Source organism: Halorussus rarus (genome assembly GCF_003369835.1).
GTDB lineage: Archaea > Halobacteriota > Halobacteria > Halobacteriales > Haladaptataceae > Halorussus > Halorussus rarus.
On the sequence record NZ_QPMJ01000001.1, the window covers coordinates 208229 to 231286 of the forward strand.

Consider the following 23058-nt stretch of genomic DNA (forward strand, 5'->3'; position numbering starts at 1 on the left):
GGTCGCGGTTCCCGAATGGAAGTCCGCGAGTCCGACGCCCGTCGGCGTCGGTGCGACGGCTCCGCCAACTGAGCCGCGATGTCCGAGTCCGATGCCCATCGGCATCGATGCAAACATCGCGGCTACTGAGTCGTAGTTCTCGATTCCGACGCCCGTCGGCGTCGGTGCGACAGCTACGACTCACACCATCCCGACCCCCGCGAACACGAAGTACGCGACCCCGACCAGCGCGCCCGAGTGGAGCAGCGCCTCGTATCGCCCGCGGCTGGCGTACCCGGCGAACCACCCGCAGGCCAGCATCGTCGCCTGCGTGACGACGTAGAACCGTCGGCGGTCGCGCGCGGGTTGCACGGCGTCGGCGTCGAGCGCGATGCCGGCGTCGGCGGTCGAGATGGACGAGAGCTGGGCGAAGCTGTCGAGGACGTAGGCGTCGACCGCGACCATGATGCCGACGACCAGCAACGCCGTGGTCCACCCGACCGCGACGTACACCAGCATGTTCGCGCGCAGCGACTTCCGCTCGTGGTAGAGCCGACCGATCTCGACCTGGAGGGTCTCGAACACCGCCTCGGCGTCGCCGCCGGCGTCGAGCGCGCCCGTGACGAGGCCGATGGTCTGGTCGGCCAGCGGCGTGCCGACCCGGTCGACGAACCGCGAGAGCGCGGCGGCCTGGCGGTCGCCGTCGCGCGTGGTCAGGTTGACGTTGAAGGCGAGGTCTGCCACGTCGTCGTTCAGCGCGCCGAGATCCACGTCCCGTGCGACGCGCTCGACCGCGGCGGAGAACGGCCGACCGAGGCTGACGTGGCCCGAGACCGCGTGGACGAAGTCGGTTATCTCGCGGTCCTTGGCGTCGTCGATGTTGGCCCGCCGGAGCGCGACCAGCCCCACCGGGACCGACAGCGCGACGTAGCCCAGCAGGACGGCGTCGACCGGTCGATAGTCGGCCGTCAGGAGCGCGCCGCCGAAGGCGACCGCGGGTGGTGCGAACACGACTAACGCGCTCGCGGGGTTCCGGAACGCGCTGGCGAGTGTCGCGAGCGGTCCGGCCGGACGTCGGTAGTCCCGACCCGACTGGTCCTGGGGGCGCAGCGAGCCGACCACCGCGGCCGCGACGCCGCCGACGATCAGGATGAACCCGGCGCTCCCGTAGACGAGCAGCGCCCGGACCGTGATCGGGCCGAGCGGCGTCGCGGTGGTTTCGCCTAGCCCAGGCGCGAGCACACTCATCACGGTCACGACGATGACGAGCAGCGCCGGGAGCACCAGCAGGACGACGAACATCTCGGCCATGAGTTCGAGGAAGTCGCCGGCCTGCTCGCGGTCCCTGGCCTGGCGGTTCGACAGCATCCGGCTCTCCATCTGGAGGTACTGGGCCAGCGCGTCGGGTCCCTGCTCGGCGTGCTCGCGGAACTTCACCAGGAACGGCGCGAGCGCGTCCCGGGAGGGCGTGTCCCGCGAGACCGCCCGCAGCCCCTCGCCGAGGCTCCCGGTCAGGGTCGCTCTGTTGAGCGCCTTCCGGAACGCCACGGCGGTCTCGCCGTACGCCTGCTGGCGGTCGGCGACCTTCCGGAGCATGGCCGCCCCGTCGTCGCTCCCCGACGAGAGCGCGTGGAGGTACCGGACCGCGCCCGGAAGCGTTCGCTCGATGTTCGACCGCCGGGCGCTCGCGAGCCACTCGAGGTAGCGTCCGCCGAGCGCGACGGTCGCGCGCTTGGCCGCGAGGCCGACCGCGACCCCCGTCCCCGCGGCCGCCGCGTTCCGCGAGACGGCCGGCGCGCCCACGGTTTCGAGGCCGGGGACCCCGCGCCGGAGGAAGCCGGCTGCGGCCCCGAGCGTGGCGTCGGGCAGCGCCACGACGGTGACGAACGTCCACCCGCCGACGAGCGCGAGTGCGAGCCACGACAGGCCGTAGGTCCGAGAGAGGTAGACGTCGAAGCTCGCGCTCACGTCGGTCGCACGGTAGCGCTTGCGGTCGGCGTCGTGCCGCGTCGCGTCGGCGTGCCGGGAGAACAGCGCGTAGAGCGCCCGGTCCAGCACCGAGAGCGTGGGCGTGCCGGCCGCCTCGGCCGTTGCGTACGCGTCGCTCGCCTCCGTGGTCGCGCCCGCAGGTTCCGCCTCAGTTGCAGTGGTCACCGCAGCACCCTCCTCGAATCGCGTTCATGAGGGTTATTCCATTCTTTGTAGTACTTAAATTCAGGTACTTATAGCGATAATATGTGGTTTCCGAGATGGAGGCTCTGCGCTGTGGTGAAAGGGATTCTGCGCCGTCGCTACGGCGTTCCCTCTCGCTTCACGCGCTCGACGGTCGCGGCCTCGTCGTTCCGGAGGTCCGCGAGGAACGCGAACAGGTCCTCGAAGTCGTTCATACCTTCCCGGGCCATGTACTGGACGTAGCGGTGCTTGCGGTGGAACTCGTCCTCGACCGCGTCGGGGGTGCGGTCGGTCCGCTCGGCGAGGCGGTCGAAGAAGCGGAGTCCCCTGTCCGCCGCCTCGTCGCCCAGCCGCGGGTGGTCGTACGCCAGTTGGAACTCGCCGTCGGTGTCGCGCCACGCGACCGCGTTCCAGTAGACGGTCGCGCCGTCCTTCTCGACCGCGCCGCATCGCGCTTCCGTCGGGTCCAGTCTCTCGTACTCGGATTCGGTGAGCAGTTCGACGACTTCGCCGACGTAGCGGTCGCCGTCGACCAGCCGGGGGAAGACGACGAGGTCCAGCTCCCGGAGGTGGTACGGCGGCAGCCCCTGCTCGACGACTCGGTTGATCAGCTTCTCGACGTCCTCGGCGTGGGTGGTGCCGATGATGCCGTGACCCGTATTCAGGCTCTCGGCGAACGTCTCGAAGCTCGCCGGCGTGTTGATCTCGGCGATGACCTCGACGTCCGGATTGAGATAATTGCACTCGGTCATCAGGTCGGCCATCGTGACCCGCTTGTAGTCGCTCTCGTGGTCGCGGGTGGTGAGCGAGACGCCGGTCTCGTGGGGCAGTCGCACCTCCCGAGAGCCCTCGTCGATGGAGATGGGCCGGTCGCGGTACGGGATGAACGGCATGTGCGAATTCATCAGCGTCGTCTTCCCAGTGCCCGTCGGTCCCGAGAAGAGGACGACGCCGTGGTGCTCGTACACCTGCCAGAGCAGCGTGACCATCTCGGTCGAGAGGCTACCCGACTCCAGCAGGTCGACGGGCGTCATCGCCTCGGGGGCCTGCTTCCGGATGGAGATGTGCGGGCCGTCCTCGCTGATGACCCCGAGCGCCAGCGCGGCCCGGATGGTCACCTCCTCGGACACGCCCTCGGGCCGGAGGTTCACCTTCGCGCTGGGGTTCGAGGCGTTGAGCTCGGTGCCGTCGCTGGCGGCCATCTGGGTCACGACGTTGGCGAACTCGGCCTCGTCCTCGAACGCGAGGTTGGTCGGCGCGCGCTCGCCGTGGCCGATCTCCCGGCCGCGCGGCACCACCTTGATGCGCTCGCCGACCCGGTTGGCCTCGATGTCCTCCAGCAGGTCGTCGCGGATGGGGACGGTCAGCTTCCCGTGGCCGACGAAGTCCCGCATCACGTAGTAGACCAGGTCCGAGAGGCGGTCGGCCGAGAACCGGTGGTTCACGGGCGGGACCGCCAGATCGTACTCCGCGAGCGCGGTCCGGACCCGGTAGGCGGCGGCGTCGAGCCACGCCCTGGTGTTGCGCGCGGTCAGTCGCCGCGAGAGGAAGGTCCGGGCGCGCTCGCGGACGAACGCCGCGCGGTCCTCGACCACGCCGTCGACGTTGGTCTCCCAGATCCGGTCTTTGCACTCCTGGATGAGTTCCTCGTCGCCCGGTAGCAGGTCGGGTTCGAGCACCGCGTACTTGGTCGCGAACGAGTCGTTGGCCAACAGGTGCTCGCGGTAGACCACGACCGGCACCCGGAACTCCCGGAAGGCGACGGTGTGGCGCTCGACGCGCTCGCTGGCGAACCGCTCGAGGTACTCGGCGTCGGCCGGCAGGTCGGTGTCGGCCGGCGCGTAGTCGTCGGTGTGGACCACGAGCCGGTCGCTCGCGCTGTCGGCCACCTCGATGTCGTCGTCGAGCGCCAGCGGCGTCAGTTCGCCGAGACACCGCAGGTCCCGGAGCGCGTAGTACTCGACCGCCCGTCGGCTCTCGGGCGGCAAATCTGTCAGCCGGTCGACGATGCGGCGGTACTTCGGATCGAAGCCGGCCGCCATCCGCTCGCCGGCGCCCTCCCGGGTCAGCGGCCGGGCGAGGTTGGCGTCGGCGAAGTGGTCCTCGACGGTCGCCAGAGCGTCCTCGCCGCCGGGCGAGAGCGGCGGTTCCCGCACGCGGTAGTCGAATCCGTCGCCGGTCTCGGCGATTGTGGCGACGACGTCAGGGTGGAGTTCGTACTGCGCCCGGACCTCTGGCGCGTACCACGCCTCGGGGTCGTCCGGCGGCTTCGGCGGCGGCACCTGCGGCGGCGTTTCGGCGGGCCCGGCGCCGCTCGTCGGGAGCGTTTCGGTCACACCAACCATTCACTATATTATAGACTTAAATTTTCGCCAATTCAGATGATGGAGTGTCGATCGCTGGCGAGGTGTGGCGACGCTGCCGATCGCAACGAGCGAGCGCGACGGCGGGTCGGGACCGGTCGGAGCAGACGAACCGGTCGACCATCGTCGCGCGGTTGCCGTCGTCCTCTTCCGGTCCAGGGCCGCGGAGTCCGCGGGACGAATCCGACCTGACCGAACGTTCAATGCGAACTTTGAATAGAAAACGCTCTGACAATTATTGCATGGCGGCTATCCGAACCGAGAATCTGACGAAGCGATTCGGCGATGACGTGGTCGCCGTCGACGACTTGAACCTCACCGTCGAGGAGGGCGAGGTGTTCGGCTACCTCGGGCCGAACGGCGCGGGCAAGTCCACCACCATCAACGTGCTGCTCGACTACATCCGGCCGACCACGGGCACCGCGACCGTCCTCGGTCACGACGCCCAGGAGGAGACCCAGGCCATCCACCGGCGCATCGGCATCCTGCCCGAGGGGTTCGACCTCTACGACCGGCTCACCGGCCGCAAGCACGTCGAGTTCGCCGTCGACTCGAAGGGCACCGACGACGACCCCGGCGAGATCCTCGACCGGGTCGGGCTCGACCCGGAGGCGGCCGACCGGAAGGCCGGCGGCTACTCGACCGGGATGAGCCAGCGCCTCGCGCTCGGGATGGCGCTGGTCGGCGACCCCGACCTGCTCATCATGGACGAACCCTCCTCTGGCCTCGACCCCAACGGCGCGCGCCAGATGCGCGAGATAGTGCGCGACGAGGCGGGCCGCGGCACGACCGTCTTCTTCTCGAGCCACATCCTGGGCCAGGTCGAGGCGGTCTGCGACCGGGTCGGCATCATGAACGAGGGCCGGCTGGTCGCCGAGGACACCATCGAGGGGCTCCGGGAGTCGGTCGGCCGCGGGTCGACGCTCGAACTCGCGGTCGACCGCGTGCCCGACGACCTCGACCTCAGCGGCATCGAGGCGGTCAGCGACGTGATGGCGGCCGGCGACGTCATCCGGGTCACGGTCAGCGACCCGGGGGTCAAGTCCGAGATCATCAACCAGGTCGAGGCCCAGGGCGCGACCGTCACCGACATCTCGACCACGGAGGCGTCGCTGGAGGACCTGTTCGCGGCCTACACCACCGAGGGGGTGTCGGCGTGAGCTGGCTCGTCGTCGCGCGCAAGGACTTCGACGACGCGGTGCGCTCGCGGATGCTCTGGGCCATCACCGCCCTCTTCCTGCTGTTCACCGCGGGCGCGGTGTACGTCCGGGAGTCGGTCCTGGGCGAGACGCCGGGGCTGCCCGACGTGCTCCAGTTCGTCACCGTCCCGGCGAGCCTCATCATCCCGCTCACGGCGCTCGTGGTGGCGTACCTCGCCATCGCCGGCGAGCGCGAGTCGGGCAGCATCAAGCTCCTGCTCGGCCTGCCCCACACGCGCGCAGACGTTGTGTTCGGGAAGCTCGTCGGGCGGACCGCGGTGGTCGCGGTCGGCATCGTCGTCGCGTTCGTCGGCGCGGCCGTCACCGCGCTCGCGCTGTTCGGCGACCTCGCAGTCGTGGACTTCGTCCTCGTGACGCTCGTGACCGTTCTGTTCGGGCTCACGTACGTGGGCATCGCCATCGGCGCGTCGGCGTTCGCGGCCACCCGGTCGCGGGCCATGGCGCTGGCCGTCGGCGCGTTCTTCCTCTTCCAGGTCCTCTGGAACGTCGTTCCGCTCGGCGTCTACTACCTCGTGGAGGGCGCGCTGCCCGGCGCCACGAGCCGGCTCCCGGCGTGGTACTACCTGGTCCAGGTGCTCAACCCCAACAACGCCTACTCGCAGGCCGCCGACCTCGTGTTCTCGGGCGCCGGTTCTATCGTTCCGGCCGAGGCGCTGGCCGGGTCGTCGGTCCCGTTCTACGTCCAGAACTGGTTCGGCCTGGTCATCCTGGTCGTCTGGCTGGTCGTGCCGGTGGCGCTGGGCTACTGGCGGTTCCAGCGCGTCGACATCGACTGACCGCGGCGGTCGCTTCCACCCGTTCCGGTCCGCTTCTCGGATTCTGCCGCTCTCGTCGGGGGCCGTCTCGACACCAACTATTAGCCGGTCGGCCGACTGGCACAACTCATGAACCACCGCGACGCCGACGAGTTGCGAGGAGGCCACGAACCGTGACCGGCGAGGTCCGGGTCGGCGCCGACGTGGGCGGCACCTTCACCGACGTCGTCCTGCTCGCGGGCGACGGCGAACTCGTCACCGCGAAGGTCCCGACTACCGACGACCAGAGCGAGGGGGTCCTGGAGGGCGTCCGGAGGGCGTGCGCGAAGGCCGACCTCGACCCCGGCGACGTCGACGTCTTCTCCCACGCGATGACCGTCTCGACGAACGCACTGCTCGAGGGCGAGGGCGCCAGGACCGCGCTGGTCACCACCGAGGGGTTCCGCGACGTGCTCGAGATCGGCCGCCAGGACCGGCCCGCGCTGTACGACCTGGACGCCGAGAAGCCCGACCCGCTGGTCCCCCGGCGACGGCGCTTCGAGGTGGCCGAGCGCGCGACTCCCGACGGCGTCGAGCGCGCGGTCGAGGAGAGCGAGGTCCGGGCGCTCGCCGACGACATCCGGGACAGCGGCGCCGAGAGCGTCGCGGTCTCGCTGCTCCACGCCTACGCCGAACCGGGCAACGAGCGGGTCGTCGCCGAGGTGCTGCGCGACGAACTCGACGTCCCGGTCTCGGCGTCCCACGAGGTGCTGGCGGCGTTCCGTGAGTACGAGCGCACCGCCACGACCGCGGTCGACGCCTACGTGACCCCGAAGATAGACGACTACCTCGGCCGACTGGTCGAGCGCGCCGGGGACGCCGGGGTACCGGCCCCGCTCGTGATGCAGTCGAACGGCGGCATCGCCGACGCCGCCACCGTCCGCGAGCACGCCGTGACGACCTGCCTCTCCGGCCCCGCTGCGGGGGTCGTCGGCGCGGACGCAACCGCGAGGGGAGCGGCCGCGGACGCCGAAGGCGCGGACGCCCCGACCGAATCGGCGTCCGAGGCGCGGGACCTGGTCACCTTCGACATGGGCGGCACCTCCAGCGACGTGAGCCTCGTCCGGGACGGCGAGGTCGAGCGCACCACCGAGGCCGAGATCGGCGACCGTCCCGTGGGCGTCCCGATGGTGGACGTGACCACGGTGGGTGCGGGCGGCGGGAGCCTCGCGTGGGTCGACGACGGCGGCGCGCTCCGGGTCGGCCCCGAATCGGCGGGCGCCGATCCCGGTCCGGCGTGCTACGGCCGCGGCGGCACCGACCCCACCGTCACCGACGCGAACGTCGTGCTGGGCTATCTGGGCGGGGACACCGCGCTGGGCGGCGAACTCTCGCTCGACGTCGACGCCGCCCGCGAGGCACTCGCCGACCTCGCCGAGCAAGCGGACCTCGCGGGACCGGTCGAGGCCGCCCGCGGCGTCTACCGGGTGGCCAACGCCAGCATGACCCGGGCGGTCCGGGCGGTCACGGTCGAGCGCGGCCACGACCCCCGGGCGTTCGCGCTGGCGGCGTTCGGCGGCGCGGGGCCGATGCACGCCGCCGCGCTCGCCGACCACCTCGACGTCGAGCGGGTGGTCGTCCCGCGGGCCTGCGGGGTCCTCTCGGCGTTCGGCCTGCTCGCGGCCGACGAGACCCGCGACGCGGTCCGGACCCACCGCGCCTCGCTCGCCGACGCCGATTCGGACGAGATCGAGGCGGTCCTCGCGGACCTGGCGGACGAAGCCCGAGGCGACCTCCGGAACCCCGACGCCGCCGCGGTCGACCGCCGCGCCGACCTGCGGTACGCCGGCCAGAGCTTCGAGCTGTCGGTGGCGGTCGGCGAGCCGTTCGACCCCGAGGCGGTCGCCGAGCGGTTCCACGCGGCCCACGAGACGACCTACGGCTACCGGATGAACGAGGCGGTCGACCTCGTCGGTCTGCGAGTGAGCGCGACCGTCGCGCGCGAGACGCCCGCGGTCGCCTACGAGCACTCGGGCGAGGCCCGGGTCGGGGAGCGCGAGGCCGACTTCGGGGACGGGTTCCGCGAGACGCCGGTCTACCGCCGGGAGGCGCTGCCGGCGGGCGAGTCGTTCGCCGGGCCCGCGATCTGCGAGCAGGCCGACAGCACCGTGGTCGTCCCGCCGGGGTGGCGGGCGTCGGTCCGCGACGACGGGACGCTGGTGCTGTCGAGGGATCGGCGAGGCAGTAGTACCGACGAGGAGGGAGCGCGATGACCGCCGCCGCCGACATCGACTCCGTCGAGCTCGAGATTCTGCGGAATCAACTCGAGAGCGTCGCCGAGGAGATGGGACAGGTGCTGATTCGCGGGGCGTACTCGCCCAACATCAAGGAGCGCCAGGACTGCTCGACCGCGCTGTTCGACGCCGAGGGCCGGCTGGTCGCCCAGGCCGAGCACATCCCGGTCCACCTCGGCGCGATGCCCGAGGCGGTCGACGCCGTCCTCGACTGCGACCCCGAACCCGGCGACACCTTCGTCGTCAACGACCCCTTCGCGGGCGGGACCCACCTGCCGGACGTGACGCTGGTCTCGCCGCTCGCGCCCGAAGTGGCGGCCGACGCCGGTTCTCGCGAGGAGGTCGCCATCGGAGACGAGCAGATCGTCGGGTACGCGGTCTCCCGCGCCCACCACGCCGACGTCGGCGGGATGACGCCCGGCAGCATGCCCGCGGGCGCGCGAGAAATCTATCAGGAGGGCCTGCGCCTGCCGCCGGTCCGACTCGTCGCGGGCGGCGAGGTGAACGAGGACGTGCGCGACCTGCTGCTGGCGAACGTCCGGACGCCCGACGAGCGGCGGGCCGACCTCCGTGCCCAGCTGGCCGCCAACGACCGGGCCGAGGAGCGGCTGGGCGACCTGCTGGCCGACCACGGCGACCGGCTGCTCGCGGCGTTCGACGCCGTCATCGACTACTCCCGCGAGCGGGTCGAGTCGGAGATCGCGGACCTGCCCGACGGCGAGTACGCGGCCACCGACGTCCTCGAAGGCGACGGCGTCACGGACGACGACATCCCGATCGAGGCCACCGTCACCGTCGAGGGCTCCTCGCTCGCGGTCGACTTCGCGGGCACCGCCGACCAGGTGGCGGGCAACCTCAACGCGCCGCTGGCGGTCGCCAAGAGCGCGGTCTACTTCGTCGTCCGGTGCGCGACCGACCCCGGGATTCCGCCGAACCACGGGTGCTACGCCCCGGTCTCGGTCAGCGCGCCCGAGGGGTCCCTGTTGAACCCGAGACCGCCCGCCGCGGTCGTCGGGGGCAACGTCGAGACCAGCCAGCGCGTCACCGACGTCGCGTTCCGCGCGCTGGCCGAGGCGGTGCCCGAGCGCGTGCCCGCCGAGGGGCAGGGCACGATGAACAACCTGATCATCGGGGGCCGTGACGGTGACTTCACTTACTACGAGACCGTCGGCGGCGGCTTCGGCGCCCGCCCGGCGTCGGACGGCATGGACGGCGTCCAGGTCGGGATGACCAACACGCTCAACACCCCCGTCGAGGCCCTCGAAGCCGAGTACCCCCTGCGGGTCGACCGCTACGCGCTCCGGCCCGACACCGGCGGCGCGGGCGAGTACCGCGGCGGCCTCGGGCTCGAACGCGCGGTCACGGTCGAGACGAGCGCGACGGTCTCGCTGCTCACCGAGCGCCGGCGACACGCGCCGAAGGGCCTCGACGGCGGCCAATCGGGCGCGCTCGGCGAGAACCGCGTCGACGGCGAGCGCGTCGGCGCGAAGGCCACCGTCGAGGTCGAGCCCGGGACCACCGTCGCGGTGCTGACCCCCGGCGGGGGCGGGCGCGGCGACCCGGCCGACCGCGACCCCGGAGCGCGCGAGGCCGACCGGGTGGACGAGAAAGTGACCGGCGACGAGTGAGCGGTCGCGGCCGCCCGTTCGGACCCAGCCGCCGCCCTCGACTGCGCAAGTATTCGGCCGAAACCGCAGGAAAGAAACGCCGCGTCCCGAGGACGAGGCAGAACCTCTAAGTTATCAATCCGTCTACCTTCCACCGTGGACCGTGACACCGTACGCCCCGTCGTCCTCGCGCTGCTCGCAGTCGTCGCCATCGGCTTCGCGGCGGCGACGCTCGACTCGGCCGTCCGGACCGACTCGGGCGGGTTCGGCTTCGGTTCGCCGAGCTCCGACGCGGGCGCACCCGAGGGCGGCCAGCCCAGCATCGGGCTGGGGAACCGGTCGTCGCCGCCCGCCGGCGGCGGCTCGCTGCTGGACGTCCCCTGCTACGCGTTCCTCGACTCGTGGTGGGCCATCACCGCCATCGTCGGGGTCTTCGGGCTCGGCGCGTACGTCGCCTTCCGCCGGCTCGGGGGCGTCGGCGTCGTCGCCTACGCCGGCCCGGTGGGCATCCCGCTGCTGTTCGCCCACGCCGTCCTGACGAGCTGCACCCAACCGCTGCCGAAGGTCAGCCAGTCGATGTTCGGCGGCAACATGACGCTCGTGCCGGAGGGCGGCAGCGGCGTGCCCGGCGGCGCCACCGGGACGAGCGTCACCGACCCCTCGTTCCTGCTGATGGCGGGCCTCGGCGTCGCGCTGCTCGCCGCGGTCGCGCTGCTGTTCGTCTCCTCCTCGGGCGACGACTCCGACGAGGAGTTCGCCGAACCCGACACCGCCGAGGACGTGCGCGCCGTCGGCCGGGCCGCGGGCGAGGCCGCCGACCGCATCGAGGACGCCACCGACGTGGACAACGAGGTGTTCCGCGCGTGGCGCGAGATGACCGACCACCTCCGGGTCAGCAACCCCGCCTCGAGCACGCCCGCGGAGTTCGCCGCGGCCGCGGTCGACGCGGGCATGGCCCGCGAGGACGTCGACCGGCTCACCGCGCTGTTCGAGGAGGTCCGGTACGGCGGCGAGGCGCCGACCGAGGAGCGCGAACAGCAGGCCCTCGACGCGCTGCGTCGCATCGAACGCGAGTACGCCGGTACCGAGCCGGGCGACGCTAATCGGGGCGGAAACACCGATTCGGAGGGACGCACCGGTCCGGACGGAGACGCCGGTTCGGACGCCGACGACGGAGGTGACGCCGCGTGACCGACGACAACGACCATCCGATTCTGACCGTCGTCGGCGTGGTCGCGGTCGCGCTCGGCCTGCTGATGGCGTTCGTCCCCGGCTTCGCCGCGGCCGTCGGCACCGGCTACGCCGCCGTGACCGCGGTGGGTCTGCTCGCGCTGGTCCAGGGGCTCCGGGTCGCCCGGGCCCGCCAGGCCGCCGAGGTCGAGGCCGCCGAGACGCCCGACGTCGAGACCGTCGAGTCGGTGCCGACGCCGGGCGAGGAGTTCGACCGGACCGTCGCCGAACTCCGGTCGGGGCCCCGACGGATGCTCGTCCGCGAGCGGTCGGACCTCCGGGACACGCTCAGGGAGGCCGCGGTCACGGCGGTCGCCGACCGGGACAACTGCTCGCCCGAGCGGGCCCGCGAGCGCATCGCGGCCGGGACGTGGACCGACGACCCCCACGCCGCGGCGTTCCTCGGCGGCGACGACGCGCCGTCGCCCCCGCTGCTCGACAGGCTGCGGCTCGCGGCCAGCACCGAGTCGCGCAACCAGCACCGCATCCGCCGGACCGCCGACGCCGTCGCCCGGGCCGCGGGCGTCGCCCCGGACGACGAGGCGTCGAGCGACGGCCCGGACGACGACGGCACCGGGTCGAGGGGCTCCCGGACCGAGGGCTGGCTGTCGCGCCTCCGGTCGTGGCGGACCGACACCGGCGGACCGGGCGACGCGCCGTCCCCGGACGCGGACGCCGCGTCCGCCGGGACCGAATCGGCTGACCGCGGCGGCTCGACCCCGGACGCAGAGCGGGCGACCGAGGCCGACCGAGGCGGAGCCGAACCGGCCGACGCCGACCGTCGAACGGAGGCCGAAGCGTGAAGTCGATCCGCCGGACCCGCCGGTGGAAGGGCGTGAGCGCGGTCGCGCTGCTGGCCGGCGGGCTCGGCGTGCTGTTCAGTCGACCGCTGGTGCTGCTGTCGGGCGTCGTCGGGGTCGCGTTCGCGGCCTACGCCCGGACCGCGGGCACGCCCGAGGTCGACCTCGACGTGACACGGACCGTCAGCGACGACGAACCGCTGCCCGGCGACGAGGTCCGGGTCCGGGTGGTCGTCGAGAACGTCGGCGACGCGATGCTGGCAGACGTCCGCCTCGTCGACGGGGTACCAGACGCCCTGCCGGTGACCGACGGCTCGGCCCGGCTCGGGACCGCGCTCCGGCCGGGGAAGACGGCATCTTTCACGTACACCGTCGAGGCCGAGCGCGGCGAGCACGAGTTCGACCCCGTGACCGCCGTCGTCCGGGACTTCAGCGGGGCCGTCGAGGTCGAGACCGCAGTCGAGTGCGAGACGACGCTCCGGTGCGTCCCGAAGCTCGGGACGACCGTCGACGTGCCCCTGCGCGCCCAGACCACCCAGTACACCGGCCGGGTCACGACCGACACCGGCGGGTCGGGCGTCGAGTTCCACGCCACCCGGGAGTACCGCCCGGGCGACCCGCTCTCGCGGGTCGACTGGAACCGGCTCGCGCGCACGGGCGAGCTCACCACCGTCGAGTTCCGCGAGGAGCGGGCCGCCAGCGTGGTCGTGGTCGTCGACACCCGCGAGCAGGCGTACCTCGCGCGCGGCGAGAGCGAGCGCAACGCGGTCCAGTTCGGCGTCGACGCCGCGGGCAAGATGGTCACGAAGCTGCTCGACGCGGGCGACCGCGTGGGGCTGGCGTCGTTCGGGCCCGCGGACTGCTGGCTGGCGCCGGGCGCGGGCACCGACCACCAGGCCCGGGCGCGCGACCTGCTGGCGACCCACCCTGCGTTCGCGCCGACGCCCTCGGACGAGATGTTCTACCCGGTCACGCGGCTGAAGCAGCTCCGCAAGCGGCTGCCCGCCGCCTCGCAGGTGGTGTTCGTCACGCCGCTGTGCGACGAGTTCGGCCCGGAGGTCGCCCGCCGGCTCGACGCCCAGGACCACCTCGTGACCGTAGTGAGCCCGGACCCGACCGCGACGGCGACCGCCGGACAGCGGTTCGCCCGGACCCAGCGGAGTCAGCGCGTCTCCGAGCTCCGGGGGGCCGGCGTCCGGGTCGTCGACTGGGACGTCGACGAGACGCTGGGCGTGGCGCTGGCCCGGACCGCCCGGGTCGCGGGAGGTGGCGCGTGAACCGCGAGATCGACCGGTCGCCCGCTCGCCTCTCGTCGGCGCTGTCGGTGACTGCGGCCGGGCTCTCGGCCGGCACCAGCGCGCTCACGGGGTCCGTCGGGCTCGCGGTCGGCGCGGCCGGGTTCCTCGCGGTCGCGCTCGGCGTGTTTCGGGGGTCGCTGCGGGCCGTCACCCTCGGGGCGACCGCGCTGCTGATCGCGGCGCTGGCGGGCGGCCTGGCGGTCGGCGCGCCGTTCCTGCTGCTGCCGGGCGTCATCGCCACGGTGCTGGCGTGGGACCTGGGCGAGCAGGCCATCAACGTCGGCGACCAGCTGGGGCGGGGAGCCGACACGACCCAGCTCGAAGCGACCCACGCCGCCGGGAGCACCGTGGTCGCGGTGGGCGCGGGCGGACTCGGCTACGGGGTCTACCTGGCGTCGGCCGGCGGCCGGCCGGTGACCGCGCTGGTGTTCCTGCTGCTGGCCGCGGTCGTCCTCACGTCGGCGCTCCGGGCCTGACGGGGTTCTACCGCCTCGCCCCTCTCGATTCCCGCAGTCCGACGCCGATTGCGAACCCGACGGTTCCGACGACCGTACCGTACAGCCCCAGCACGAACAGGAAGAGTCCCATCGTGAACGCGAGCGACGGGTCCCCGACCGAGGTGCTGGTCAGCGTGTACCCGAGGTTTATCGGCGTGAACTGGATTCCGGCGACGAGCCAGCTCACGACCAGCCCGCTGTTGTAGTAAGCGTGGACCGCCGCGCCGCCGAGTGAACTCACCGCGAGGACGGCGACGTACACGTCCGGCCGGTACCAGTCGGGCAGCGGGCCGACCGCGCCGGGTATCGAGAAGACGAGTGCGAGCGCGAGCGCGACCGCCAGCGCCTCGAGCGCGTACGCCCGTTGCCGGCCGACGAACGCCGCCCGAGCGGGATATGTCTCGGAGGACATCCTTGCGACGATAACATCTCCGAACACTTAGCGGTTGGTCTGCCGAGACGATTCGACGGGCCGCGCCCGCTCAGCCCCGCATCTCGCGCTGGAGTCGCCGCAGTTGTCGCTCGACTCGTCGAGCCTGCTCCTCGGCGTTCGGGTCGAGGTCCGCGAGGTCCTTCTCCTCGTCCTGTTCGGTCTCCGAACCCTCCCCGGATTCGTCTGCGTTCATACCCTGCGTTGCTCGACGAGTTGATATAAAGCCGAGCCAACCGCGGCGGAAGTGAAACTGGGGGCGGGCGGCCGGGTCGACCGCCGGTCAGACGGGTGTCTGACGGGGTTCGGAACGACGGCTCGCGCCGCAGTCGTAGGTCTCGTCGGGGTCGTCTGGAGGCCAACGGACGGCCTACTCCACCGTGGGGACCGGCACGTCGTCGAGCACGCGGTCGACGATGGTCGACTTCGAGACGTTGTTGACCTGGGCGTCGGGCGTGAGGACGACCCGGTGGGCGAGCACTGGCTGGGCGACGCGCTTGACGTCGTCGGGGGTGACGAACTCCCGGCCGCGCATCGCGGCGTACGCCCGCGAGGCCTCGAAGAGGCGCTGGGTCCCGCGCGGCGAGACGCCGACCTGCACCCGGCGGTCCTCGCGGGTGCCGCGGGCGACGTTCGCCATGTACTCCAGCAGGTCGTCGTCGACCCGGACCGTCTCGGGCACCTCGCGAAGGCTGGTGACGAGCTCCTCGTCGAGCACGGTGCCGACCGACGGGCTCTGCTCGGAGCGGCCGGCCCGCCGGCGGAGCAGTTCGTACTCGCCCTCGACGTCGGGGTAGCCGATGGAGGACTTGACCGCGAAGCGGTCGACCTGGGCCTCGGGGAGCGGGAAGGTTCCCTCCTGCTCGACGGGGTTCTGGGTCGCGATGACGAAGAACGGCTTGGGGAGATCGTGGGTGTCGCCGTCGACGGTGACCTGGCCCTCTTCCATCGCCTCGAGGAGCGCGGCCTGGGTCTTGGGCGGCGCGCGGTTGATCTCGTCGGCCAGCACCACGTTGGCGAAGATGGGGCCCTCGTTGAACTCGAACTCGCGGTCCTGCTCGTTGAACACGTGGGTGCCGGTCACGTCCGCGGGGAGGAGGTCGGGGGTGAACTGGACCCGCGAGAACGAGAGGCCGAGCGCGGACGCGAAGCTCCGCGCGGTCAGCGTCTTGCCCGTACCGGGCACGTCTTCGAGGAGGGCGTGGCCGCCGGCCATCACGCCCAGGAGCACGGTCTCGAGGAACTCCCGGTCGGCGATGACCGCGTTGCCGATGGCATCGAGGACGGCTTCGCACTGCTCGTTCGCCTCGGTTACGTCCATACCCGACCACGTCGCGGGGAACCTGCTTCAAGGTGACGGTCGACTGAAGAAATGACCCGGAATCGAAATCCCTAAGACGGAACGGGGATTACGTGGAAGTGAGCCGAGGTAGCCTAGCCTGGCCAAGGCGGTTGCTTCGAGAGCAACTGTCCTTCACGGACTCAGGAGTTCAAATCTCCTCCTCGGCGCTCCCGACATTTCTTTAGCTTTTCACCGCAACGAGCGACGGGTATTCGACCTCCTTGCGTCTCGTTTCGTCTCTCCCTAGAACAGGAACATGAAGTTGTGGACCCCGAGGAACCCGTACCAGGCGGCCGCCGAGCAGTAGGTCACGACCCGGAACGCGTCGGAGTAGCCGTCCGGCGCCCACCCTTCCGGCGTCAGCCTGGCGACGGCCTCGCCGCTCTCGGCCAGCACCGCCACGCCGACCACGGCGAGCACCACCGTGGCGAGCACGCCCGGGACCATCCCGATCTCGTGGATGAGCGTGCGCGTGAGCCACACCGACTCGTAGACGTCCTCCCGGAGCGAGAGGACTGTGACGGTGCTCACGGCGTCGAGCGCCTTGCCGACGACCAACACCACGAGCAGCGAGTAGCGATTCGCTCCGACGGCGAAGCGGCCGCCCCCGAAGGCGTACGACCCTGGAACCGAACTGTTCGACACGTCACGTGCGACGCCGCTCCCACCCTTTGTTATAGACCCCAAAAACCTCCATTAACGGCCGTCCAATGCCGGGTCAGGCTCTCGTTGTCGCGGTGAGCGCGACGGTAACGACCAAATACTGGTGCGGGTGCGATTAGCTCGCACACTCCCGACTCGGCCGACCGCTCCTCACGACGAGTCAGGGATTGAGCTGCCAGATGCGATAGTTGAGCGCGGTGGCGAACCCGACCCAGAGCAGGTACGGGACCAGCAGGGCCGCCGCCCGACGGTCGACCCGGGCGAACGCCGCGACGGTGGCGAGGATGACCGCGAGCAGTGCCACGATGACGACCAGGCCGCCGAAGATGGCCTGCGAGCCGAAGAACACCAGCGTCCACGCCGCGTTGAGCGCCAGCTGGACCCCGAATATCGCGAGCGCGAGCTTTCGGCGCCGACCGTAGTCGCTCCGCCAGACCAGGTACAGCGCGACGCCCATCAGGAGGTAGAGGGTCGTCCAGACCGGGCCGAACACCCAGCTCGGCGGAGTGAACGCGGGTTTCGCGAGCGTGGGGTACCACGTCGCCACGTCGTCGGCGGTCAGCAGCGACGGGACGACGCCGGCGAGTTCGCAGCCGACGACGCTGGCGAACAGGGCGACCCACTCGATGCTTCCGCCGTCGTCGCGTTTCAGGCTCTCGGTGACGCTCATGATGCCTGTACGGTTCAAACGGGGAAAGAGGTTGAGGCCCGTCGAGAGTGGCTCCGGCGCTCGACCGCAACGTTCAGCACGGACCTCCCCGTTCGGCCCGTATGGCGCCGACAGTCGACGACCTCCGGAACGACATCCGAACAGCTGTAGGACGATACGAGCGCATCGAGTCGACCGCCTTCACCAAGGAGGCGCTCGCGGCGATCTGCACCGCGGTGAACTACGACATCGACGCGGACCGGCTTCCCCCGAAGCCGCAGATGCGGGCGGGAATCCTCTGGAAGATCGGCGTGCTGGACGACGACGACCCGGAGAACGCCGAGCGGCCCTTCCGGAAGGCGGAACTCGAATCGGTCGCCGAGGCTGTTCGGGACGAGGACTGACTTTATCGGGGGACGATCGCTAAGACGGCTCGGCCGCGGGAACTGTCCTCGAAAACACCGTGACGTCTACTTCGAAAGCCCCCGCGCGGCCCCTTTTAGTCCCACCGGCGGCGGTTTGGTTGGACGAGTGGAGGGTAGACCGTCCAGTGGAGCGCCCGCAGGTCAACTGGTCCGGCGCCGTCCCGAAATCCACCGTGACACACTGTTGCGGCAGTTCGTCCGTGTTACCGCGCCAAAGAAGGAAAACACCCCATTCCGCGACCGGACTGACTCCGACGGTCAGTCGTCCGCGACCGCCGGGTCGGCCGCCTCGTCGGCGACCAGCAGGCGGTCGAGCGCGTCCACCATCGCGGTGACGCTCGCCCGGGTGATGTCGCCGTCGCTCGACGCGACGGTCACCGTCCGGTCGCCCCGGCGCATCTCGACCTCGACCGTGACCACCGCGTCGGTGCCGCCGGTGATGGCGTCGACGTGGTACGATTCGAGGTTGGCGTCGGCCGCCACCGCCGTCGAGTCGCCCGACCCGCCGACCGCCTCCCGGACCGCGGTCACCGCGGCGTCGACCGGGCCGTCGCCGGTGCCGCTGGCCACGCGCTCCTCGCCGTCGACCGCGAGCCGGACGCTCGCCGTCGGGATGCGCCCGCCGCTGGTCGCGGCCAGTTCCAGGAGTTCGATGCGGCGGTCGCGCTCGCGGCCCTGGACGTCCTCGGCGATGGCGAGCAGGTCGGCGTCGGTCACCCGCTTGTTGCGCTCGGCGAGGTCCTGGACGCGAGCGACCACCTCCTGGAGTTCGTCGTCGTCCACTTCGACGCCGTGCTCGGCGAGCGCGGCCTTCGCGCCCGCCCGGCCGGTGTGCTTGCCGAGCACGAGCCGTCGCTCCCGGCCGACCGTCTCGGGCGGGTAGGGCTCGTACATCTGCTCGTCCTTGAGCGTGCCGTCGGTGTGGATGCCCGACTCGTGGGCGAAGGCGTTCTCGCCGACGACCGCCTTGTTCGGCGCGAGCGGGACGTCGGTCGCGTCGGCCACCGTCCGCGCGAGGTCGTAGAGCTCGGTCAGCTCGACCGTCTCCACGTCGTAGCGGTGGGCGAGCGCGATGGCGACCTCCTCGAGGGCCACGTTGCCCGCGCGCTCGCCGACGCCGTTGACCGTGGCGTGGACCAGGTCCGCGCCCGCGGCGACGCTGGCGAGGGCGTTGGTCACCGCGAGCCCGAGGTCGTCGTGGGTGTGGGTGCTGGTCGGCCCGAGGTCGGTGAGCCGCGAGACAGCCTCGTAGGCGTGCTCGGGGCCGGTGTGGCCGACCGTGTCGGCGAAGCAGAACCGGTCGGCGCCCGCCTCGTGGGTGGCCTCGGCGAGCCGTTCGAGGAAGTCGAGGTCGGCCCGCGAGCCGTCCTCGCCGATGACCTCGACCCAGAGGCCGTGGTCGCGGGCGTGCTCGACGAGGTCGGCGGTCGTCTCGACCACCTCGTCGCGGGTCGTGCCGACCTTCCCCTCGACGTGGCGGTCGCTCGCCGGGACGACGAGGTGGACGCCGTCGACGCCGCAGTCGACCGCGAGGTCGACGTCGGCCTCGACCCCGCGGGCGAAGCTGGTGACCGTCGCGTCGAGGTCGAGGTCGGCGACCCGCCGGATGGTCGCGCGCTCGCCGTCGCCGGTGCAGGCGCTGCCGGCCTCGACGACGTCGACGCCCGCCCGGTCGAGCGCCCGGGCTATCTCGGCCTTCTCGTCGGGGGTCAGCGAGACGCCCGGCGCCTGCTCGCCGTCGCGCAGCGTGGTGTCTAGGAGCTCCACGTCCCGGTCCGAGAACCGACTGTCGCGTTCGTCGTGCTGTACGTCACCGTTCGATGGGGATGTGTTATCGGGGAAGCCCCCGAATAAATCGTTCACTGGCCATGCTTGACCACGACTGTCGTTCCCGGCGGGGGTAGTTAAGCGAGTCTCTGTGACAGACGGGTCTGTCGGACCGGGCTACTCCACCCTGACCGCGTCGCCGACCGCCACGCCGTCGGCGCTTCCGGCCGGCAGTTCGATGAGTCGGTCGGCCTCCGCTTCGGCCAGCCCGGTCCAGGCCGAGAGCTGTTCGGTCCGGACGACCTCGTCGTCCACTATCCAGAGCACGTCCAGCGGGAAGGGAACGAACACCATGTGGACGTCCCGGACCGCCGCGCCGTCGAACCGGAACACAAGCGCGTAGTCGTCGGGGATCGACCGCCGGAACATCAGCCCGCGGGCCCGCGAGAGGAAGGAGTCGGCGGTGTCGACCTCGGTCGCCAGCGTCCGTTCGGACCGCCCGTCGTCGTGTACCACTCGCACGACCCGAGGTGTTCGCGGGGGTGACAAAAGCGTTTCCGTCGCCGTGCTCCCCGACGCTCACCGCCGACCGCGGAACGCTCCGGGAGGGTCGCAACCGTCCGTTCTTCGGTCCCGGTAACGAGACGAATCCCCGCGGTTCAAGCCGTGAGAATCCTACTTTCTTCGGCCTGTAATCGGACCGTTCCGCACCCGATAACGGTGACGTACCCGACGGTTGCAGCAGCTTCGTGAGTGCTTGAACCGCGAGTCGTGGTACCGTCTCGAACTGTAACAAACTGTTTACTCGGTAGTGAGTAAACTTTTTAAAATTCCCCGCTCTACATTGAGTCGATGATGAAGTCCCCCACCACTTCCCCCACTCGAACGGAGCGACGACCATGATGTGGCAGGACCTGGTCTTCCTCGCGGGCAGCGTCTTCTCGCTGGTCGTGCTCGTCCCGACCCTCCGGGACTCGATGGCCAACGTCCCGCTCGGCACCGCACTCCCCTCGGCGACCATCGGCTTCGTCTACGGCACGGCGTTCCTGACCCTCGGGATGACGATGTCCGCGCTCGGCTCGGTGCTCACGGGCGTCATGTGGAGTCTCATCGCCGCGGTTCGCTCGCCCCACCCGTACAATCCGACGATGGAGTCCGACGCCGCGGCCTCCTCCAGCGACTCGTCGTCGAACTCGACGACGAGCGCAGCTCCGCACGCCGACTGACGAGGCCTCGCCGCTTCTCCGCCGAACCGCCCGCCGAGTGACGACGCTCCTTCGCGAACCCCTGCGCCGGCGGCGCCGCGGGAGTCCGACCGTTTTTATCCCGGGCCGCCCGATGCAGTGACTGAGCATGAAGGAGACGCCCTCCGGGACCCCCGTCGGCGTGGACGACCCCTACGACCACGCCGGGGTCTGCGATCACCTCACCAACGAGGGCAAGTGCCGGTACGCCTTCGAGCACCCCCGACAGGACCCCGAGTTCGCCCGCGAGCGCCGCGAGGACGACCTGCGGTGTCCGGCGGCCGACCCCGATGGCGACTGGGACTGGGAGTCCTGCCCCCACTACCGGTGCCGGAACCGGGACCGCGAGTGCATCCGCTGCGGGCTCGAAGAGCGCCGGATGGCCCACTCCGACGAGCGCCCGCTGCTGGAGGAGCATCACCTCTCGTACGCGGGCGAGGGCGAGACCCTCGGCCACGAGATCACGGTGTACCTCTGCCGGTGGTGCCACGCCAGGGTCCACAAGTCGTGGGCCCGCATCGACGACGACGTCAACCCCGACCCGGAGGCCATCGCCGAGAAGGAGGGCCGCCGGTCGCGCGAGCAGGAGGAACTGTCGTTCGAGTCGGCGGCCGAGCGGTACGACGTCGACGAAGACGGTGGGAGCGAATAGCAGTACTTCGTCACGCGGCTTGTTCACTCAGCGCAGTCGGTGAGACCATCGGTATGTAAAGAGCGTTATGCTCGTGGTTTGGTGGTACGGACACCAGTCCTTTACTGATAGCGAGTCACGATTCGAACAATGGCTACCGAAGCCACATTTACGGTTCCGTCCGACCAGTTCCCCCTCGGTACTGTGTTTGAACAACTGCCGGGAGCGATAGTCGAACTGGAGCGGATCATCCCGGCCCAAGACGTTGTGATTCCCTATTTTTGGGTGCGCGGGACCGACGTTGACGAGATTGAGGACGCTTTTTTCGACCATCCGGGCGTCGAGGACATCCGACCCGTCGATTCCGTCGAAGACGAGTATCTGTTGCGCGTCGAGTGGACGCTGGAGTACGACGGTGTACTGAGCACGCTGATAGAAACGGGGGTTCCCCTTATTGAAGCGGTCGGCACGAGCGAGCAATGGACGTTCGATATTCGGGGTGACGACCGACGAGATATCGCGGCATTTCAAGACCGCTGTCGAGAGCTAAACATCCCGATTACGCTCACCAAATTGCACGCGCTCACGCCCATCGAGTCGGAGGCCGAGAGCGCACTCACCGACACCCAACAGGAGGCGCTGGTACTCGCGTACGAACAAGGATACTTCAACACGCCCCGCGACGTGTCGATGGCCGACCTCGGCAATGAACTCGGCATCTCACAGCAGGCGGTCTCCGAGCGACTCCGACGCGGGATTAGTTCAATCCTCGGCGGTACGCTGGCCGAACTCCGTCCATCGGCCTGAAGACTGCTTAAAAGGTACTTGTAATCACAAGGACAGCGGTGAACCGCGTAGGTTGTTTACAGAAGTGTATGGATGGGGCACCTGAGCTCGACACGGTTCTCAACGTCTGTGAACACAAGCATTGTCGCATCGTCCTCGCGGCACTCGCAAATCAACAGTCGATTTCGATAAACGACCTTACAAACGCAATCATCAAACACAATCATCATACGTCACCGACAGAGACTGCTGACGAGACAGTCACAGCGATTCAGACCGGCCTGCATCCGTCCATCTTCCGAAGTTAGCCGATGCCGGGTTCATCCAATACGACCTTGAGCGGCAAGTGCTGGAGTCAACAGTCCAGTTCGACCAAGAAGAGTCCCACCTTTCGGCAATCCTCGCTGTCGATTCTGAGCTTCCAACCACATGAAGGACGCGAACCAGCATACTATGACGACCAATGACCCCACACCCGTCGATGGCACGCCCGTGACCGAACAGAAAAGAGTGGTCGAAGCACTCACCAAAGCACTCGAAACCGAAGAGGTGGACGAAAAAGACTACCAGATTCGACAAGCACTCCAGCTACTCGCCTTGAAGAACGGATAAAGTGGGTCGATAATCAATTCGCACCACGAGCTGGGTGATTCAGGTCAAGGGTTTATCGTCAGCACTTAGTACAGGTATTGAACCAGAAGTCGTATGTCCGTATACAAGGCTGTGCTTATCGAACTGTTTGCGATAGTCTGGATTCTGTTCATAGGCTTTATGCCTCAGGGATGGCACGGGGCACTCGCATTTGGTGTTTTCCTTGGTCTCGTTGGTATCATGTACGGGTTCTACGCAGATGACGTCCGTAAGCAATCGTCAGACAGTGGTTGATACGCACCACGCACGTACCGAATCCGCGTTCTCGTTTTCCGA

Annotated in this window: 23 protein-coding genes and 1 tRNA gene; 15 read left to right on the plus strand and 9 right to left on the minus strand. The window is 70.0% G+C overall.

The window, feature by feature from the left end:
- Positions 1 to 180 precede the first annotated feature (180 nt).
- Together DVR07_RS01110 and DVR07_RS01115 are read right to left on the minus strand one after the other, a co-directional pair.
- A complete protein-coding gene (locus DVR07_RS01110; RefSeq protein WP_115794943.1) occupies positions 181 to 2133 on the minus strand; it encodes a type II secretion system F family protein in 1953 nt (650 codons plus the stop codon).
- 137 nt (positions 2134 to 2270) lie between these two features.
- Positions 2271 to 4487, minus strand: coding sequence for a type II/IV secretion system ATPase subunit (locus DVR07_RS01115; protein WP_240318838.1), 2217 nt, complete (start codon positions 4485 to 4487; stop codon positions 2271 to 2273).
- A 269-nt stretch (positions 4488 to 4756) separates the two neighbouring features.
- Here DVR07_RS01115 and DVR07_RS01120 point away from each other — a divergent pair, with 269 nt between their 5' ends.
- The 8 genes from DVR07_RS01120 (at position 4757) to DVR07_RS01155 (ending at position 14173) form a co-directional block, all read left to right on the plus strand.
- A complete protein-coding gene (locus tag DVR07_RS01120) occupies positions 4757 to 5674 on the plus strand; it encodes an ABC transporter ATP-binding protein (protein WP_115794945.1) in 918 nt (305 codons plus the stop codon).
- Positions 5671 to 6510, plus strand: a complete 840-nt coding sequence (locus DVR07_RS01125) for an ABC transporter permease subunit (protein ID WP_115794946.1) — start codon at positions 5671 to 5673, stop codon at positions 6508 to 6510. The genes DVR07_RS01120 and DVR07_RS01125 overlap by 4 nt, the downstream gene beginning before the upstream one ends.
- A 152-nt stretch (positions 6511 to 6662) precedes the next feature.
- Positions 6663 to 8741, plus strand: coding sequence for a hydantoinase/oxoprolinase family protein (locus DVR07_RS01130; RefSeq protein ID WP_115794947.1), 2079 nt, complete (start codon positions 6663 to 6665; stop codon positions 8739 to 8741).
- Positions 8738 to 10390 (plus strand): hydantoinase B/oxoprolinase family protein, encoded by a 1653-nt coding sequence (locus DVR07_RS01135; protein WP_115794948.1) that lies wholly within the window; start codon positions 8738 to 8740, stop codon positions 10388 to 10390. Before DVR07_RS01130 ends, DVR07_RS01135 begins: the two co-directional genes overlap by 4 nt.
- A gap of 135 nt (positions 10391 to 10525) precedes the next feature.
- Complete coding sequence (locus tag DVR07_RS01140) at positions 10526 to 11560, plus strand: DUF4129 domain-containing protein (RefSeq protein ID WP_115794949.1); 1035 nt, start codon at positions 10526 to 10528, stop codon at positions 11558 to 11560.
- On the plus strand, positions 11557 to 12402 hold the full coding sequence (locus DVR07_RS01145; RefSeq protein WP_115794950.1) for a DUF7269 family protein: 846 nt from the start codon (positions 11557 to 11559) through the stop codon (positions 12400 to 12402). The genes DVR07_RS01140 and DVR07_RS01145 overlap by 4 nt, the downstream gene beginning before the upstream one ends.
- Positions 12399 to 13676 (plus strand): DUF58 domain-containing protein, encoded by a 1278-nt coding sequence (locus DVR07_RS01150; protein ID WP_115794951.1) that lies wholly within the window; start codon positions 12399 to 12401, stop codon positions 13674 to 13676. The genes DVR07_RS01145 and DVR07_RS01150 overlap by 4 nt, the downstream gene beginning before the upstream one ends.
- Positions 13673 to 14173, plus strand: coding sequence for a DUF7519 family protein (locus tag DVR07_RS01155; RefSeq protein WP_115794952.1), 501 nt, complete (start codon positions 13673 to 13675; stop codon positions 14171 to 14173). The genes DVR07_RS01150 and DVR07_RS01155 overlap by 4 nt, the downstream gene beginning before the upstream one ends.
- A 7-nt stretch (positions 14174 to 14180) precedes the next feature.
- Here DVR07_RS01155 and DVR07_RS01160 read toward each other — a convergent pair whose 3' ends face one another.
- The 3 genes from DVR07_RS01160 to DVR07_RS01165 all read right to left on the minus strand — a co-directional run bounded on the left by DVR07_RS01160 (position 14181) and on the right by DVR07_RS01165 (position 15945).
- A complete protein-coding gene (locus DVR07_RS01160) occupies positions 14181 to 14606 on the minus strand; it encodes a hypothetical protein (protein WP_115794953.1) in 426 nt (141 codons plus the stop codon).
- Positions 14607 to 14676: 70 nt separating this feature from the next.
- Positions 14677 to 14820, minus strand: coding sequence for a hypothetical protein (locus DVR07_RS21270; RefSeq protein WP_162829395.1), 144 nt, complete (start codon positions 14818 to 14820; stop codon positions 14677 to 14679).
- 174 nt (positions 14821 to 14994) lie between these two features.
- Positions 14995 to 15945, minus strand: a complete 951-nt coding sequence (locus DVR07_RS01165) for an AAA family ATPase (protein WP_115794954.1) — start codon at positions 15943 to 15945, stop codon at positions 14995 to 14997.
- Between the two features lie 102 nt (positions 15946 to 16047).
- Between DVR07_RS01165 and DVR07_RS01170 the strand changes: the two genes are divergently transcribed.
- Positions 16048 to 16133, plus strand: a tRNA-Ser gene (locus DVR07_RS01170).
- Positions 16134 to 16209: 76 nt separating this feature from the next.
- On the opposite strand, the gene DVR07_RS01175 is transcribed toward DVR07_RS01170, so the two are convergent.
- Together DVR07_RS01175 and DVR07_RS01180 are read right to left on the minus strand one after the other, a co-directional pair.
- On the minus strand, positions 16210 to 16611 hold the full coding sequence (locus DVR07_RS01175; RefSeq protein ID WP_193569997.1) for a hypothetical protein: 402 nt from the start codon (positions 16609 to 16611) through the stop codon (positions 16210 to 16212).
- A 178-nt stretch (positions 16612 to 16789) separates the two neighbouring features.
- Entirely contained in the window at positions 16790 to 17299 is a 510-nt protein-coding gene (locus tag DVR07_RS01180; protein ID WP_115794955.1) for a TspO/MBR family protein, read from the minus strand.
- 101 nt (positions 17300 to 17400) lie between these two features.
- Here DVR07_RS01180 and DVR07_RS01185 point away from each other — a divergent pair, with 101 nt between their 5' ends.
- Positions 17401 to 17682 (plus strand): hypothetical protein, encoded by a 282-nt coding sequence (locus tag DVR07_RS01185; RefSeq protein WP_115794956.1) that lies wholly within the window; start codon positions 17401 to 17403, stop codon positions 17680 to 17682.
- Between the two features lie 279 nt (positions 17683 to 17961).
- On the opposite strand, the gene DVR07_RS01190 is transcribed toward DVR07_RS01185, so the two are convergent.
- A complete protein-coding gene (locus DVR07_RS01190; RefSeq protein ID WP_240318839.1) occupies positions 17962 to 19470 on the minus strand; it encodes a 2-isopropylmalate synthase in 1509 nt (502 codons plus the stop codon).
- A 177-nt stretch (positions 19471 to 19647) separates the two neighbouring features.
- Entirely contained in the window at positions 19648 to 19992 is a 345-nt protein-coding gene (locus DVR07_RS01195; protein ID WP_115794958.1) for a DUF192 domain-containing protein, read from the minus strand.
- 377 nt (positions 19993 to 20369) lie between these two features.
- Here DVR07_RS01195 and DVR07_RS01200 point away from each other — a divergent pair, with 377 nt between their 5' ends.
- The 5 genes from DVR07_RS01200 (at position 20370) to DVR07_RS01225 (ending at position 23016) form a co-directional block, all read left to right on the plus strand.
- Positions 20370 to 20696: a hypothetical protein gene (locus DVR07_RS01200; protein WP_240147422.1), complete on the plus strand. Its 327-nt coding sequence runs from the start codon at positions 20370 to 20372 to the stop codon at positions 20694 to 20696.
- A 127-nt stretch (positions 20697 to 20823) separates the two neighbouring features.
- Positions 20824 to 21366 carry a DUF7097 family protein gene (locus tag DVR07_RS01205; protein ID WP_115794959.1) on the plus strand — a complete coding sequence of 181 codons (543 nt, stop codon included), beginning with the start codon at positions 20824 to 20826 and terminating at the stop codon, positions 21364 to 21366.
- 129 nt (positions 21367 to 21495) lie between these two features.
- Positions 21496 to 22152 (plus strand): helix-turn-helix domain-containing protein, encoded by a 657-nt coding sequence (locus DVR07_RS01210; RefSeq protein ID WP_115794960.1) that lies wholly within the window; start codon positions 21496 to 21498, stop codon positions 22150 to 22152.
- A 408-nt stretch (positions 22153 to 22560) separates the two neighbouring features.
- Positions 22561 to 22743, plus strand: coding sequence for a hypothetical protein (locus tag DVR07_RS01220; RefSeq protein WP_115794961.1), 183 nt, complete (start codon positions 22561 to 22563; stop codon positions 22741 to 22743).
- Positions 22744 to 22836: 93 nt separating this feature from the next.
- Positions 22837 to 23016 carry a hypothetical protein gene (locus DVR07_RS01225; RefSeq protein WP_115794962.1) on the plus strand — a complete coding sequence of 60 codons (180 nt, stop codon included), beginning with the start codon at positions 22837 to 22839 and terminating at the stop codon, positions 23014 to 23016.
- Positions 23017 to 23058: the final 42 nt, after the last annotated feature.

Coding starts and splice junctions, on each gene's coding strand:
- DVR07_RS01120 (WP_115794945.1), top strand. CDS start 4,757: ATGGCGGCTATCCGAACCGAGAATCTGACGAAGCGATTCGGCGATGAC.
- DVR07_RS01135 (WP_115794948.1), top strand. CDS start 8,738: ATGACCGCCGCCGCCGACATCGACTCCGTCGAGCTCGAGATTCTGCGG.
- DVR07_RS01160 (WP_115794953.1), bottom strand. CDS start 14,606: ATGTCCTCCGAGACATATCCCGCTCGGGCGGCGTTCGTCGGCCGGCAA.
- DVR07_RS21270 (WP_162829395.1), bottom strand. CDS start 14,820: ATGAACGCAGACGAATCCGGGGAGGGTTCGGAGACCGAACAGGACGAG.
- DVR07_RS01165 (WP_115794954.1), bottom strand. CDS start 15,945: ATGGACGTAACCGAGGCGAACGAGCAGTGCGAAGCCGTCCTCGATGCC.
- DVR07_RS01180 (WP_115794955.1), bottom strand. CDS start 17,299: ATGAGCGTCACCGAGAGCCTGAAACGCGACGACGGCGGAAGCATCGAG.
- DVR07_RS01185 (WP_115794956.1), top strand. CDS start 17,401: ATGGCGCCGACAGTCGACGACCTCCGGAACGACATCCGAACAGCTGTA.
- DVR07_RS01200 (WP_240147422.1), top strand. CDS start 20,370: ATGATGTGGCAGGACCTGGTCTTCCTCGCGGGCAGCGTCTTCTCGCTG.
- DVR07_RS01205 (WP_115794959.1), top strand. CDS start 20,824: ATGAAGGAGACGCCCTCCGGGACCCCCGTCGGCGTGGACGACCCCTAC.
- DVR07_RS01210 (WP_115794960.1), top strand. CDS start 21,496: ATGGCTACCGAAGCCACATTTACGGTTCCGTCCGACCAGTTCCCCCTC.
- DVR07_RS01220 (WP_115794961.1), top strand. CDS start 22,561: ATGAAGGACGCGAACCAGCATACTATGACGACCAATGACCCCACACCC.
- DVR07_RS01225 (WP_115794962.1), top strand. CDS start 22,837: ATGTCCGTATACAAGGCTGTGCTTATCGAACTGTTTGCGATAGTCTGG.